The sequence below is a fragment of the Limobrevibacterium gyesilva genome, from assembly GCF_025989185.1.
Taxonomy (GTDB): domain Bacteria; phylum Pseudomonadota; class Alphaproteobacteria; order Acetobacterales; family Acetobacteraceae; genus Limobrevibacterium; species Limobrevibacterium gyesilva.
The window spans coordinates 126,751-140,993 of record NZ_JAPDNT010000008.1; the positions used below are offsets into that span (position 1 = coordinate 126,751).

13 protein-coding genes are annotated in these 14,243 nt (G+C 66.9%); 6 read left to right on the top strand and 7 right to left on the bottom strand.

The features are described 5' to 3' along the window. The first annotated feature begins 535 nt into the window (after positions 1–535). Positions 536–2,128 carry a pyrroloquinoline quinone-dependent dehydrogenase gene (locus OL599_RS12645; RefSeq protein ID WP_264714134.1) on the top strand — a complete coding sequence of 531 codons (1,593 nt, stop codon included), beginning with the start codon at positions 536–538 and terminating at the stop codon, positions 2,126–2,128. A gap of 85 nt (positions 2,129–2,213) precedes the next feature. Beyond that, positions 2,214–2,765: a c-type cytochrome gene (locus OL599_RS12650; protein WP_264714135.1), complete on the top strand. Its 552-nt coding sequence runs from the start codon at positions 2,214–2,216 to the stop codon at positions 2,763–2,765. Between the two features lie 44 nt (positions 2,766–2,809). On the opposite strand, the gene OL599_RS12655 is transcribed toward OL599_RS12650, so the two are convergent. The 3 genes from OL599_RS12655 to OL599_RS12665 form a co-directional block, all read right to left on the bottom strand. Then, positions 2,810–4,972 carry a malate synthase G gene (locus OL599_RS12655; RefSeq protein WP_264714136.1) on the bottom strand — a complete coding sequence of 721 codons (2,163 nt, stop codon included), beginning with the start codon at positions 4,970–4,972 and terminating at the stop codon, positions 2,810–2,812. A 179-nt stretch (positions 4,973–5,151) separates the two neighbouring features. Next, on the bottom strand, positions 5,152–5,865 hold the full coding sequence (locus OL599_RS12660) for a ribonuclease activity regulator RraA (protein WP_264714137.1): 714 nt from the start codon (positions 5,863–5,865) through the stop codon (positions 5,152–5,154). A gap of 126 nt (positions 5,866–5,991) precedes the next feature. Continuing rightward, positions 5,992–6,969, bottom strand: coding sequence for a LacI family DNA-binding transcriptional regulator (locus tag OL599_RS12665; protein ID WP_264714138.1), 978 nt, complete (start codon positions 6,967–6,969; stop codon positions 5,992–5,994). A gap of 136 nt (positions 6,970–7,105) precedes the next feature. Here OL599_RS12665 and OL599_RS12670 point away from each other — a divergent pair, with 136 nt between their 5' ends. The 4 genes from OL599_RS12670 to OL599_RS12685 are packed head-to-tail and all read left to right on the top strand — an operon-like array spanning position 7,106 to position 11,077. Then, positions 7,106–8,287, top strand: coding sequence for an extracellular solute-binding protein (locus tag OL599_RS12670; protein ID WP_264714139.1), 1,182 nt, complete (start codon positions 7,106–7,108; stop codon positions 8,285–8,287). 4 nt (positions 8,288–8,291) lie between these two features. Then, on the top strand, positions 8,292–9,338 hold the full coding sequence (locus OL599_RS12675; protein ID WP_264714140.1) for an ABC transporter ATP-binding protein: 1,047 nt from the start codon (positions 8,292–8,294) through the stop codon (positions 9,336–9,338). Beyond that, entirely contained in the window at positions 9,328–10,233 is a 906-nt protein-coding gene (locus OL599_RS12680) for an ABC transporter permease (RefSeq protein ID WP_264714141.1), read from the top strand. Before OL599_RS12675 ends, OL599_RS12680 begins: the two co-directional genes overlap by 11 nt. Before the next feature lie 4 nt (positions 10,234–10,237). Beyond that, complete coding sequence (locus OL599_RS12685) at positions 10,238–11,077, top strand: ABC transporter permease (RefSeq protein WP_264714142.1); 840 nt, start codon at positions 10,238–10,240, stop codon at positions 11,075–11,077. Between the two features lie 293 nt (positions 11,078–11,370). On the opposite strand, the gene OL599_RS12690 is transcribed toward OL599_RS12685, so the two are convergent. From OL599_RS12690 to OL599_RS12705, 4 genes are all read right to left on the bottom strand, one after another. Then, positions 11,371–11,766 carry a TadE/TadG family type IV pilus assembly protein gene (locus OL599_RS12690; protein ID WP_264714143.1) on the bottom strand — a complete coding sequence of 132 codons (396 nt, stop codon included), beginning with the start codon at positions 11,764–11,766 and terminating at the stop codon, positions 11,371–11,373. A 17-nt stretch (positions 11,767–11,783) separates the two neighbouring features. Beyond that, positions 11,784–12,203, bottom strand: a complete 420-nt coding sequence (locus tag OL599_RS12695) for a TadE/TadG family type IV pilus assembly protein (RefSeq protein ID WP_264714144.1) — start codon at positions 12,201–12,203, stop codon at positions 11,784–11,786. A 38-nt stretch (positions 12,204–12,241) separates the two neighbouring features. After that, positions 12,242–13,555, bottom strand: a complete 1,314-nt coding sequence (locus OL599_RS12700) for a pilus assembly protein TadG-related protein (RefSeq protein WP_347403204.1) — start codon at positions 13,553–13,555, stop codon at positions 12,242–12,244. Between the two features lie 213 nt (positions 13,556–13,768). Further along, entirely contained in the window at positions 13,769–14,212 is a 444-nt protein-coding gene (locus OL599_RS12705) for a GNAT family N-acetyltransferase (RefSeq protein ID WP_264714145.1), read from the bottom strand. Positions 14,213–14,243: the final 31 nt, after the last annotated feature.

Here is a 14,243-nt window from a genome sequence, read left to right on the forward strand (position 1 = left end):
GATTTCCCCCTCGTCGCGAGGGGGTGGACGATAAGCGGTGTCGCCGGGTGCTGCTAGCCCGGGCCGCGCGTAACGATTCGGGCGGCGCCGCGGCGGCCGGTGATGCCGGGGACGCGGGCAATCGCAATTGCGTGAGTGCCGGCGTGCCATTCGGCGAAGGCGCCCCGGCTGATCACCCCCAGGAAGTTTGCCGCCGCGCCCGCGCAAAGATCATGACCCGTGAGGCGATCATGTTATGGTTTGTAACCTGCGAAGCGGGCGGGCGCCTCGGCCGCCATGCGGACGAAGCGGAGGAATGCAGCGCAATGCGAGCCGGGTTCTGCGCGCGGGAACCGGGAAGCTGCAACGCAAGGCCGATCACGACGGACGACCCAATAGCGCGCCCCGGACAGAGGGGGCTGCATCAAGGGAGGGACGCATGACGGGCTTCAGCAGACGCACACTCTTGGCGGGCATCGCAGCCCTGCCGTTGGCCGGTGCGACAATGGTTCCGGCCTGGTCGCAGGAAGTGAAGCCGACAATGAAGTGGGGCGACATGTCGGCCGTGACCCAGGATCTGCTGGATCGCGCCGCCGGCGATGGCAACAACTTCCTCATGACCAACGGCGACTATACGCAGAAGCGCTACTACCCGAACCGGCAGATCAACATTACGAATGTGAACCAATTGCGCCCGGCGTGGATCTTCCAGACCGAAGTCAAGGAGTCGCTGGAGACGTCGCCGATCGTCGTCAACGGCGTGATGTATGTGACAACCGCGTTCGATCACGTCTATGCGCTGGACGCGCGGACCGGCGAGGAGTTGTGGCACTACCAGCAGAAGCTCGGCCCGATCACGATCTACTGTTGCGGCCCGAACAATCGCGGCGTCGCCGTCTATGGCGACAAGGTCTATCTGGGGACTCTGGACTCGAAACTGGTCGCGCTGGACGCGAAGACCGGGAAGCAGGTGTGGGAGAAGCAGATCGCCGATCCGGAGCTCGGCTACAGCGAGACGATGGCGCCCACGGTGGTGGACGGCAAGGTGCTGATCGGCACGAATGGCGGCGAATACGGCATTCGCGGCTTCGTGAAGGCGTACAATGCGGCGGACGGCACGCTGCTGTGGACCTTCTACACGATCCCCGAGAACACGGTCGGCGTATGGGCGACCAAGGACGCGACCGGCCGGGACATGCATCGTGACATCGCCGCGGAAAAGGCCCAGCTCGCCAAGACCGGTGACCCGTACAAGCTGCTTGGTGGCGGGGTATGGCAGAATCCGGCGGTGGATCTGGCCACGCGCCGCATCTATTTTGTGGTCGGCAACCCCTCGCCCGACCTCGACGGGTCGGTTCGTCCCGGCGACAACCTCTATACGGACTCGCTGGTGGCCGTCGATCTCGATACCGGCAAGTATGTCTGCCATTTCCAGTACATCGCGCATGACGTTTGGGATCTCGACGCGGTCAGCCCGCCGATCCTGGTGAGCGTGCTGGACAATGACGGCCGGGCCGGGCCGGGCGTGATCCATGCCGGCAAGACCGGCCATGTGTATGTGCACAATGCCAATGACTGCAGCCTGATCCGCTTCTCGGAAGCGATGGTGCCGCAGGAGAACATGTGGACGCTGCCGCTGAAGGAAGGCGCGCGCATGCTGCCGGGCGCCAATGGCGGCGTCGAATGGTCGCCCATGGCGATCAACCCGGGCCTCGGACTTGCCTACGCGATCAACCTGCATCAGCCGATGACGTACCACGTGCAGAATACGCCCTATCCAAACGGCAAGATGTGGCTCGGCGGCGCGTTCAAGGTGATCCCCACGGAGGAGCAGTGGGGCAACATCACAGCGATGGACTACAACACCGGACGGATCCGCTGGCAGGTGAAGACGCCGCAGCCGATGATCGGCGGCGTGCTGGCGACGGCCGGCGGGCTGGTTTTCACCGGCGAGGCCAACGGCCAGTTCAAGGCCTATGATGCGCAGACCGGCGCCACTCTGTGGCAGTTCCAGGCCGGCGCCGGCGTGAACGCGCCGCCTTCGTCCTATACTGTCGGCGGCAAGCAGTACATCGTCGTTGGTGCCGGCGGGAACACCCAGATCGACTACAAGCGGGGCAACGCCATTATCGCCTTCACCGTCGACTGATGGCATCGGCGGGCGGGGATTGCGCCCGGACGGGACGGGCGGGGCCGTGACGTGGCCCCGCCCGATATGCGGCTGGCAAAGGCTTGTGCTGGCCGTCGGGTTTGCCGTGGCCGCTGTCGTTCCCGCTTTCGCGGAAAGCCTGGACGAGACGGTGCAACTCTGCGCCGCGTGTCACGGTGAAAGCGGTATTCCGAGCGACAAGACGATTCCGGTCATCTGGGGCCAGTACCAGGGCTACCTGTACCTGCAATTGCGCGATTACAGCCGCGAGGTGCGCGCCAACGAGCAGATGGCGGCGGTGGTCAGCGGGATGCAGCGCGAGGACATGATGGCGCTGGCGGCGTATTTCGCGAACAAGACGTGGCCCAATCTCGGCCAGCCGCGCGCGCCGGACGATGTCGCGCGCCAGGCCCAGACGGCTGCCGTCGCGGGCCAGTGCACGCAGTGCCATCCCGGCGGCTATGTCGGGCCCGGCACGAATCCGCGGCTGGCGGGCCAGAGCTTCGAATACCTGCTGCGCACGATGCAGGAATTCCAGACCGGGGCGCGCGCGAACAACAGCTGGATGACCGATCTGCTGAAGACGTACAGCAGTGCCGATATCGAGGCGTTGGCAAAATATTTTGCCGGTCTGTGACGGGTGCGAGGCCGCGTTGATGCTGTGATACGCGCGGCCTTGCTTCAGGTCCGTGCCTTGGCCTCGCGGCGGCGGCGGTGCAGGATGAATTCGGTGTAGCCGTTCGGCTGCGTGCGGCCCTTGAAGACGAGGTCGCAGGCGGCGTGGAAGGCGGGGCCGTCATAGGCGGGGGCCATCGGCGTGTAGGCGGGGTCATCAGCGTTCTGGCGGTCCACGACCACGGCCATGCGCTTCATCGTTGCCATCACCTGCGCTTCGGCGACGATGCCGTGGCGCAGCCAGTTGGCGATGTGCTGGCTGGAGATGCGCAGCGTGGCGCGGTCTTCCATCAGGCCCACGTCGTGGATGTCCGGCACCTTGGAGCAGCCGACGCCCTGGTCGATCCAGCGAACGACATAGCCGAGGATGCCCTGGGCGTTGTTGTCGAGCTCCTGCTGCAACTCTTCCGGCGACCAGTTCGGGCGGTCGGCCAGCGGGATGGTGAGGATATCGGACAGCTTCGCGGGCGCGCGGGTGGCGAGTTCGGCCTGGCGGGCGGCGACATCGACCTGGTGGTAGTGCAGGGCGTGCAGCGTGGCGGCGGTGGGCGAAGGGACCCAGGCGGTGTTGGCGCCGGCACGGGGATGGCCGATCTTCTGGGCGAGCATGTCGGCCATCCGGTCGGGTGCGGCCCACATGCCCTTGCCGATCTGGGCGTGGCCGCGCAGGCCGCAGGCGAGGCCGACATCGACGTTGTTGTTCTCGTAGGCGGCGATCCAGGCCGCGTTGCGCATGTCGTTCTTGCGGATCATCGGGCCGGCTTCGATGGAGGTGTGGATCTCGTCGCCAGTGCGGTCGAGGAAGCCGGTGTTGATGAACGCCACGCGCTCGCGCGCGGCGTGGATGCAGGCGGCGAGGTTGACGGTGGTGCGGCGCTCCTCGTCCATGATGCCGATCTTCAGTGTGTTGCGCGGCAGGCGCAGCATGTCCTCGACGGCGGCGAACAGGTCGCTGGCGAAGGCGACCTCGTCGGGGCCGTGCAGCTTCGGCTTGACGATGTAGACCGAGCCGGCGCGGCTGTTCCTCAGCGCGCCGGTGGCCTTGAGGTCGTGGATGGCGATCAGCGACGTGATGGCGGCGTCGAGGATGGTCTCCGGGATCTCGGCGCCGGTGCCGTCGCGCACGGCGTCGGTGTACATGTGGTGGCCGACATTGCGGACCAGCATCAGGCTGCGGCCGGGGACGGTGACGGTGCCGCCGGTGGCGGCGGTGTAGGACCGGTCGGGGTTGAGGCGGCGGTGCAGGGTGCGGCCGTCCTTCTCGAAGGCGGCGGTGAGGGTGCCCTGCATCAGGCCGAGCCAGCAGCGGTAGACGTCCACCTTGTCCTGCGCGTCGACGGCGGCGACGCTGTCTTCGCAATCCATGATGGTGGTGACGGCGGATTCCATGACGACATCGGCGAGGCCGGCGGGGTCGTCCTTGCCGATCGGGTGGGTGCGGTCGATCTTCAGTTCGAGATGCAGGCCGTTGTGCCGGAGCAGGATGGCGCTCGGGGCGGCGGCGTCGCCCTGGTAGCCGACGAGCTGGGCGGGGTCGGCGAGGCCGGTGGCGCCGGTCTTGAGGGTGACGGCGAGCTTGGCGTCCTTGATGGCGTAGCCGGTGGCCTCCGCGTGGCTGCCGCTGGCGAGCGCGGCGGCGGTGTCGAGCACCTCGCGCGCCTTGGCGACGACGCGGGCGCCGCGGACGGGGTTGTAGCCGCGGCCGCGGGTGGCCCCGTCGGTCTCGGGAATGGCGTCGGTGCCGTAGAGGGCGTCGTAGAGGCTGCCCCAGCGGGCGTTGCCGGCGTTCAGCGCGTAGCGGGCGTTGTTGACGGGGACGACCAGCTGCGGGCCGGCGATATGGGCGATCTCGGCGTCCACGTTGGCGGTGGTGACGTGGAACGGCGCGGGCGTGGGCTGGAGGTAGCCGATATCGGTGAGGAACCGCGTGTAGGCGTCCTGGTCGATGGGCTTGCCGGGATGGGCGCGGTGCCAGGCGTCGATGTCGGCCTGCAGCGCGTCACGCCGGGCGAGCAGGGCCTTGTTGCGCGGGGCGAAGGTGGTGACGAGGTGGGAGAAGCTGGACCAGAAGCCGGCAGGGTCCAGGCCGGTGCCGGGAAGCGCCTCGGTGTCCACGAAAGTCTTGAGGATTTCCGACACGCGCAGGTCGGTCGCCGGCACATCGTTCATGGGAACAGCCTCCACGCAGGTTTGCGCGGAGGTTGTTGCCAGGGGTGGGAGATTTGTCGAGAGCCATTATCGATCCGTCAGGAGAAATCATTCACCCATGACGGGATGTTATGGATGAAGGGGATTCGCGCGACCCGTCCTCGGGCCCCTCCCGCAAGGGGAGGGGGGAAGGAAGGGGGTCAGGCGTGGGATTTCTTCCAGGCTTCGTAGGCGGCCTTGGTTTCGGCGTTGGGGGGATAGGTGCCGGGGAGCGGGGCGCCGGCGGCGATGCGCGAGAGCAGGAATTCCTCCATCGCCTCCTGCTCGGTGGCGTCCTGGGCGACTTCCTCGGCGAGATGGGCGGGGATGACGACCACGCCGTCGGCATCGCCCACGATCATGTCGCCGGGATAGACGGCCACACCGCCGCAGGCGATGGGCACGTCGATGTCCACGGCGTGGTGCTGGGCGAGGTTCAGCGGAGCGGAGGGGCCGGCGCAGAACACCGGGAAGGGCATCCGGGCGATGGGGCCGCTGTCGCGCACGCCGCCGTCGGAGACCATGCCGGCGACGCCGCGGACATGCAGGCGGGTCATCAGGATCTGGCCGCCCGAGGCGACGCGGGTGTCGCCGCGGCAGTCCATGACCAGCACCTTGCCGGCCGGGGCGTTCTCGACCGCCTTGCGTTGGGGATGCTCGGGGTTGGCGAAACCCTCGACGCGGTCGAGGTCTTCGCGGGCGGGGATGTTGCGCAGCGTGTAGGCGGGGCCGACCATGTTCTCGCTGTAGGCGCCGAGGGGGCGGGCGCCCTGGATGAAGACGTTGCGGAAACCGCGCTTGAACAACTGGGTGGTGAGGGTGGCGGTGCTGACGCGCTTGAGGCGGGCGATGCAGGCGTCGCTGTACTGGGTCATGGCGGGTTTCCTCCGGTTTTGGCAGTGGCCAGGGTCACGCCCGCGGGGCCCCTTGGCAAGGCCGTGCAGGCATGACATGTTATCGATACCATAATTTGGGTGCACGCGAATGCGCCCGCAAGGGGGTTACGTGGACGCACGCTCGATGATGCGGGACGGGACGAGGACGCGCCGTGGCGCGGCGCGGCCGTTCATGCGCGCGAGCAGGTTCTCCGCCGCGACCCGGCCCATCTCCGCGCCGTCGACGCTGACGGTGGTGATGGGCGGCTCGCAGCCACGGCTCAGCTCGAAATCGCCGAAGCCGCAGATGGCCAGGCGTTGCGGCACGGCGATGCCGAGGGCGCGGGCTTCCTCCATGGCGCCGAAGGCGACGTTGTCGGAGCTGCCGAACAGGGCGGTGCGCTCGGTGAGCAGCGGGGCGACCGCGCGCAAAGCGAGGCGGCCGTCGATGATGCCGCTGGGGGCGGGCAGGGTGCGTTCGGCGACCAGCGTGCCGCCATGCTGAGCCACACGGCGGACGAAGCCTTCGCGGCGGGCGGCGGCGCGCGGGTCGCCGGCGGCGAAGATCATGAAGCGGGTGTGGCCGCCGGCGGCGAAGAAATCCGCGACGGCGACGCCGAGTTCGGCGTGGTCGAAGCCCACCAGCATGTCGGTGGGATGTTCGGCCGCGTCCCAGATTTCCACCACCGGCACCCCGGCGTCTTTCAGCAGGCGGCGCACGGCGGGCGAGTGGCTGGCGCCGGTGAGCAGCAGGCCGTCCGGGCGGCGGGTGAGCACGGCGCGGATCAGCGCGTCCTCGCCGTCGGGCTTGTAGCCGGACAGGCCGAGCATGACGTGGTAGCCGGCCTGGCCCAGCACGTCCGTGAAGGTCTGCACCGGGGCGCTGAACATGGGACTGGCGATGGTGGGCACGATGGCCGCGATCATGCGGCTGCGCCGGCTGGACAGGCCGCCGGCGATGAGGTTCGGCACGTAGCCGAGGCGCTCGATCGCTTCGCGCACCTTCAGCGCGGTGGCTTCGGAAACACGGTCTGGGGTGTTGAGCACGCGCGAGACCGTCATCGGCGCCACGCCCGCGGCGGCGGCGACATCGGTGATCTTCACGGATGCGGCGGGACCGCGGGGCCGGCTGGACAACTGGGTTTACTCCGTGCACCCGTATGGCGTGCGCGCGCAGTTTGCGTCAGTAATACGCAACTCGGCAATCGTGGATCATAGGAATAACTGGGGGGAAGACGAAATGACTGAATACAAAGCGACGCGCCGTGCAGTTCTGGGAGGGATCGGCGCCATCGCCGCGGCGGGCGCGGCCCGGGCGCAGGCGCCGGCACTGCCGAGCGCGCCGGTGAGCCTGAACATCGTCGATGTCGCGGGGAACCTGCAGCTGACGCAGCGCGGCTTCGAGAATTACCGCAAGGCCAAGCCCAACCTGGTGTCGCGCATCAGCTTCACGCAGGCCCCGGCGCCGGAGATTCCCGGCAAGATCAAGGCGCAGCAGGATGCGAAGCGGGTGGACATCGACATGGTGCTGTCCGGCAACGACGCGCTGGCGGCGGGGATCGAGCAGAAGCTGTGGGCGCCGGTGCTGAACGACTACGCCGCGCAGCTGCCGAAGCTCGGCGACATCCTGAGCCCGATGGCGAGCCGGCTGCAGACGGCGGCGCAGAACCAGGCGGTGATCGTGGCGGCCTGCCCGGGCGGGCCGCTGATCGAATACATGCCGGACCGGGTGAAACAGGTGCCCTCGACCGCCGAGGAATTGCTGGCGTGGTGCAAGGCGCATCCGAAGCGCTTCATGTACGCGCGGCCGGCGAACTCCGGGCCGGGGCGCGCGTTCATGATGGGGCTGCCGTATATCCTCGGCGACAAGGACCCGAAGGATCCCGCGAACGGCTGGGACAAGACCTGGGCGTATCTGGAGGAGCTGGGCGGCACGATCGAGTACTACCCCACGGGAACCTCGGCCGTGTTCAAGGAATTCGGCGACGGGTCGCGCGACATGGTGGCGTCGCATGCGGGCTGGGACCTCAATCCGCGGGTGCTCGGCGTGGTGCCGAAGGAAGCCGAGATCTTCGCGCTGAAAGGATTCCACTGGATCGGCGACAGCCATTTCATGTGCGTGCCCAAGGGGCTGCCGGCGGAGAAGATGGCGGTGATCCTGGACCTGATCACGTTCATGCTGCAGCCGGCACAGCAGGCACTGACCTATGACAAGGGCTATTTCTATCCGGGTCCGGCTGTGAAGGGGGTCACGCTGGACATGGCGCCGCAGGAGAGCCAGGACGCGGTGCGCGAGTTCGGGCGGTCGATCTACGACAAGCTGATCGCCGACAACCCGATCGAGCTGCCGCTGGATGCGGACAAGATGGTGTTCGCGTTCAAGCGCTGGGACCAGCAGGTCGGCAGCAAGGTGGCGAAGTAGGCTGATGTCCAGCAAGGAATTCCGCCAGTTGCGGCTTGAGAACATGAGCCGCGACTTCGGGCTGTTGAATGCGTTGAAGGGCGTGAACCTGACGGTGCAGCGGGGCGAGTTCGTCGCCCTGCTGGGGCCGTCGGGTTGCGGCAAGTCGACGGCGCTGAACTGCCTGGCGGGATTGCTGCCGCTGACCGCCGGCAGCATCTGGCTGGACGAGGCGCGCATCGATCTGCTGGGGCCGGAGGCGCGCGGGTTCGGGATGGTGTTCCAGAACTACGCGCTGTTCCCGCATATGAGCGTGCGCAAGAACATCGGCTTCGGGCTGCGCATGCAGCGCCGCCCGAAGGCCGAGATCGCCCGCAAGGTGGAAGAGGCGCTGAAGCTGGTGCGCCTGGAGGCGCAGGCGGAGAAGCTGCCCGGGCAGATCTCCGGCGGGCAGCAGCAGCGTGTGGCGATCGCCCGCGCGATCGTGGTGGAGCCGCCGCTGGTGCTGATGGACGAGCCGCTGTCCAACCTGGATGCCAAGCTGCGGCTGGAGATGCGCGCCGAGATCCGGCGCATCCACAATCTGCTTGGCTGCGCCACGATCTATGTGACGCATGACCAGGACGAGGCGCTGTCGCTGGCGGACCGGATCGTGGTGCTGCGCGACGGCCAGGTGCGCCAGGTGGGCACGCCGGAGGCGCTGTATGCGCGGCCGGAGCATGCCGATGTCGCCGAGTTCATGGGCTATCGCAACCTCATTGCCTCGCGCGCGGTGCGGGCGGGCAACGGGGTGCAGGTGCGCGTGGGCGATGCGGTGCTGACGGGCGTGCCGGTGGATGTAGACGAGGGGGAGGCGCTGGCGGCGATCCGGCCGGAGGATCTGGTGCCGATGGCGGACGGGCCGATCGCGGCCACGGTGATGACGGCCGAGTATCGCGGCCGCGATTTCTACGGGCTTGCGAATATGGCTGACGGGACCGAGCTGTTCTTCCGCTCCGAGGCGCGGGTGGCGGCCGGCGACGCGCTGCGGCTGGGGGCCGATCCTTCGCGGGTGCTGGTGTATGCGCAGTGAAGCGGGCGTGCTGATCTCGGGCCAGGTGCCGCTGCGCGTCCGCCTGGCGCAACGCGGGCTCGACGGCGTGACGCTGCTGGTGCTGCCGGCGGTGCTGTTCATCGTGGGGCTGTTCATCTACCCGTTCGTCTACGGGCTGGTGCTGTCGTTCGAGCCGAAGGAAGGCGGGTGGCTCGCGAACTACGCCAAGTTCTTTGCCGATCCGTATCTTTATACCACGATCGGCAAGACGCTGTGGCTCGCGGTGCCGGTGACGGTGCTGAACGTGCTGGTGTCGATCCCGATCGCGCTGCGGGTGCGGCTGATGCGCCGGCAGCGGCTGCTGACGACCATCCTGGTGGTGCCGATCACGCTGGGCACGGTGCTGGTGGCGGAAGGGCTGCTGAACTATCTGGGGCCGCGCGGCTGGCTCAATCGCGTGATCCTGACGATCGGTTTCTCGGATTCGCCGGTGCGGCTGATCCACAACTACTGGGGCGTGTTCATGTCGCTGGTGATCACGGGGTTCCCGTTCACCTTCCTGCTGACGCTGTCCTACATCACCGGCATCGATCCCTCGTTGGAGCAGGCGGGTGCGATGCTGGGCGCACGGGCGCGGCAGCGGTTCCGCGAGATCATGCTGCCGCTGCTGTTTCCGGGCCTGGTGATCACGTTCTGCCTGTCCTTCGTGCAGGCGTTCTCGGTGTTTCCCTCGGCGGTGCTGCTGGGGGCGCCGGCCGGGGATACGCGGGTGATCTCGATCGCGGCGTACCAGGCGGCGTTCGAGGATTACGACTACTCGATGGCCTCGGCGATCGCGATGATCATGGCCTTCGTGCAGGTGCTGATCGTGGCGGCGTTGCTGGGACTGCAGAACGCGTTCTATCGCGGGCCCGCCGGCGGCGGGAAAGGGTAGGGCGATGATCCGCTATACATCCCTTGGCGCGAAGCTGTGGGCGACGGCCGTTTGGGTGATCGTCGGCTTCTTCGTGCTGAACCTGCTGGCGATGATCGCGACGGTGGTGGTGAACTCGTTCGCCACGCGCTGGCTGGGCACCTGGCTGCCGGCGGCGTTCACCACGCGCTGGTACGCGTCGGCCTGGGACGAGTTCCAGTTGCTGGACGTGTTGATCGTGACGATGGAGGTGGTGGGCGCGGTGGTGCTGCTCTCCGGCCTGCTGGGCGTGCCGGCGGCCTATGCCATGGCGCGGCGGGAGTTTCCGGGCAAGCAGCTGGTGATGCTGCTGATCCTGCTGCCGCTGCTGGTGCCACCGATCACCTTCGGCATTCCGCTGGCGACGGTGCTGTACAAGGCGGGGGCGGCGGGCACGATCTGGGGCGTGATCCTGGCCAACCTGGTGCCGACGGTGCCGTTCGTGATCCTGATCATGATCCCGTTCATCCAGCAGATCGACCCGCGGGTGGAGGCGGCGGCGCGGGTGTTCGGGGCGGGCACGCTGCGCATGTTCATCCATGTGCTGGTGCCGTTGCTGGCGCCGGGAATCCTTGCCGCATTGCTGCTGGTGCTGGTGCGCACGATCGCGATGTTCGAGCTGACCTTCCTGACGGCAGGGCCGACCAGTCAGACGCTGGTGGTGGCACTGTACTACGCGGTGTTCGCGGCCGGCGTGCGGGCGGGGCAGTCGATCGACGCGATGGCGGTGGTGTACATGGTGACGACGCTGCTGTGGCTGCTGATCGCGCTGCGGTTCGTCAATCCGACGCAGATCGTGACACGGGCCAAACGCGAGGCGCATTGACGGAGGTTCCTCTTCTCCATCTCGCCTAGGGGCGGCCGCGATCGAGCATCCCCAAAGCACCCATTGCACCGGCTGACGACGCGGATTGCCTGGCCCGTGGCGCTGGCGATCCAATGCGATACCAACGGCCCTTGACGATGACCCTTCCATCGTCAAGGGCCGTTGGTATCGCGCGCCGATCCGCTTGCGGCACGCAAGCGCGTGCCTGTCGCGGGCTTGGTGGGTGGCGGCGCGCAAAATAACGACTCGTACCAGCGGTCATTCTTCATGCCCGCTGGTATGAGATATCCGGGCTAAGTCCCCGAAGGGTAACAGGCGCTGGCTGTCAGCGCCTTACCAGACAATTGAGGGACGAACCAGGCGATCCCGCTTCCTGTGCTGATCGTCACCTTGCTGAAGTGGCCTAACATATTGTTGCAGGAATTGTTCGACTGGACGGAGACGTCGATCGACGGAATGATGGCACCAGCACCCCAGGTGGTGATCAGCGAGACGGCATAGGCCTTGGCGTCGGTACAGTTCGTGGACCCGATGGCGGTGCACCGAGCGGTCTGAGACGCCGCCATCTGAAGCGTGCCCTTGGCCCATAGCAGCAGCGCTGCCCCCATGATGAAGAAAACGATGAGGAGTAGGGTGGGGCCGATAAGCGCGAACTCGAGAGTCGTGGTTCCCTTGCGGTGGGCCGGCAACAGTCGGAGTAGCCGCCTCATTTCAACCTGGCCATCGTCGTCTCTGTGAGCAGGGGGTTGGTCAGATTGCTGTAGAGCGGCATAAGCGACGTGTAGGTGTAGCTCGCTGAGATCGTGATGTAGGTGCCCGGCATTGTTCCATTGGGACATGGGTTGCCGCAGGTTTGGATAGAGGCTGCCGCAGGCGTGCCGGAAACGCAGTAGCAGCTCGGGCCCGTGATTGTGACGTTGGCGGCGGGCAAGGAAAGTTGCTGCCCGACGATGCTGCGAATGGCGGAGGTGGACACGGTTGGGCCCACCAGGACGGCGTACTGTGCGCCCTGCGCAACCGAGCTTGCCAGCACACCCCTGCTCCAGAACGCGAGGGCGAAGTCGGTGAGGCCGGCGAGCATCACCAGGAGTACGGGCACGATTATTGCGAACTCGAGGGCCGCCACCCCGCGGTCGTTCCGGACAATCCCTGCATGAACCCTCTTCATTGAACGAGGGCCGCGGTCGAGTTCACGCTGGCAAAGCTGACGGTGCCGTAGCCCGCGCAGTTCGCTGCCATGCCGGAGTTGCCAAACATCGTCACGCTCGCCCCAATGACTTCCAGGCATCCGGAACTCCCGCCCTGAGACGTGCCGCCGAAGTTCATTGTGCCATTGGGATAATAAACCACGCCTGTCAGTAACGGTGACGTGTTGCCCGTGAACGTGCTGGTGACGTAGGAGTTGCCCGCGAAGACGATGCCCGGTATCGCACCGTTCACACTGTTGCTGACGGTCGCCGCCGAGAGTGATACCTTTGAGCCCCCGTTCATGTTGAAGGCGCCGGAGGTTATGATCGTCACGCCGCTGCCGGACAGGGACGCCTGCGCACCGAGGGAGATACTTCCGTTCACGTAATATATGCCAGGCGCCAGCGTGACGGTTCCTTGGATATCCCACGTGGAAAAAGTGCCAGGAGTCAGCGAGCTGGTGCTGTTCGGCTTGTTACTGAACGCGGCCCCGGAACCCGCCGAAAGCTTGCCGAAAGCGTTCTGCACGGGAGCGTTGGTTGCATAAGGATCCGGGATTGTGCCGGCATTCGGGTACAGGGCACCGCTTATTTGCCCGGTGATGGAGCCGGCGGCGTAGAAGGCGGGCGCCGACATCGTCGCGGCTCCGCCTGTGGCGATCGAGGAATTTGACCGGATGCTGCATCCTGTCAGACTTACCGTGACGTTGCCCTGAGCAGAAACACCAACCCCACCGGCGCCCAAAGCCAGAACGCAGGGTTGCGCGGATGTGAGTGCCTCGGCCCAGCCGGTCGCGCTGAGGGTGACCGACGATCGGGAGCTCATCATCCGTGTGATCATCAGCGGCACCGCCTGGGTCACGGTCACCTGGACCGCGGTGTTCGCGCTGTTCCGCACGCCGGCCACCACCTGAGCGGTGACCTGGTTGTCGCTCAGGATCTTGTTGGTGGCATCCCATGCCCGGGTCGTGCTGCCCGTTGCACCGTTCAATTCGGCCAGGTCGGCAGCTGCATTGGCAGCATTCGCGACGTTCTTGGCGATCAGGAATTCCTGTGCACCGGCCAGCGCGGCTGCGTCAGCCGTCCGTTGAAGCCTCTGCTTGACGGTGCCCCAGTGTGTGAGCTCGATCCCCATCCCCATGAACATGATCAGGGGGACCGCAGTCAGGGCCGTGAAGACGGCAACGCTGCCTCGGTGATCGCGTCGGAGCGGGCGGTTGGCGGCTGGGTGGCCTGCTCTCCCGCCGGCCTTCAAGCTGCAGGCATCGGATTCGTGTGGCTTCTGGACCAAGATCGTTGCGCTCTCTCATGATCCGCGGCAATCTTCGCTACCCTCAGGCAGGAAATCCGCTTGGCCCGCTGTCCGGGTCCCCGATCCGCCGCAATGTTGCGGGCCGGCTGTTAAGATTACGTCAATAATTGTAGCAAGCTGCTTGGCCCGTCTTTCGCGTGCAATTTCATCCGCGCGGGACCGCGGCGCAATGCCGTCCGGGCCGATATGGCGCTACGGCATGGGCCTGTCGTCGAGACGGCGGGAGAAATGCAGCGCGGTCTGGGTGAAGCCCAGGGCGCGGTAGAAAGCGTGCGCGCCGGTGCGGGCGAGCCCAGTGGTCAGTTCCAGCCGGCCGCATCCGGCGCGGGCCGCAAGTGCTGTGGCCGCCTCCACCAGATGGCGCCCGACCGACCGGCCGCGGGAGTCGCTGGCCACGACCAGGGTGGTGATCCGGGCCGCCGGGCGGTCGAGCTGGAGCATGCGGGCGATATGCAGGGCGAGCACGCCCACGCAGCGGGAGCCGTCCGTCGCGACGAGGATCGGGTCGGTTCCCGTCGCGGCGAGGTGACGCAGTCGTTCGGCCAGGTCGTCCGGCCGGGTTTCGTAGCCGAGTTGCCGCAGCAATGCCTGGATGCCCGGCAGATCGTCCGGGCGGGCCGGGCGGGCGGCGATCATCCGGGCGGGGTGTCGTAGGCGTCGGGCAGGC

Bases quoted from the DNA above. Each gene is read 5' to 3' on its own strand.
- OL599_RS12670 (WP_264714139.1), top strand. From the start codon at position 7,106: ATGACTGAATACAAAGCGACGCGCCGTGCAGTTCTGGGAGGGATCGGC.
- OL599_RS12675 (WP_264714140.1), top strand. From the start codon at position 8,292: ATGTCCAGCAAGGAATTCCGCCAGTTGCGGCTTGAGAACATGAGCCGC.
- OL599_RS12645 (WP_264714134.1), top strand. From the start codon at position 536: ATGTCGGCCGTGACCCAGGATCTGCTGGATCGCGCCGCCGGCGATGGC.
- OL599_RS12705 (WP_264714145.1), bottom strand. From the start codon at position 14,212: ATGATCGCCGCCCGCCCGGCCCGCCCGGACGATCTGCCGGGCATCCAG.
- OL599_RS12680 (WP_264714141.1), top strand. From the start codon at position 9,328: ATGCGCAGTGAAGCGGGCGTGCTGATCTCGGGCCAGGTGCCGCTGCGC.
- OL599_RS12685 (WP_264714142.1), top strand. From the start codon at position 10,238: ATGATCCGCTATACATCCCTTGGCGCGAAGCTGTGGGCGACGGCCGTT.
- OL599_RS12660 (WP_264714137.1), bottom strand. From the start codon at position 5,865: ATGACCCAGTACAGCGACGCCTGCATCGCCCGCCTCAAGCGCGTCAGC.
- OL599_RS12655 (WP_264714136.1), bottom strand. From the start codon at position 4,972: ATGAACGATGTGCCGGCGACCGACCTGCGCGTGTCGGAAATCCTCAAG.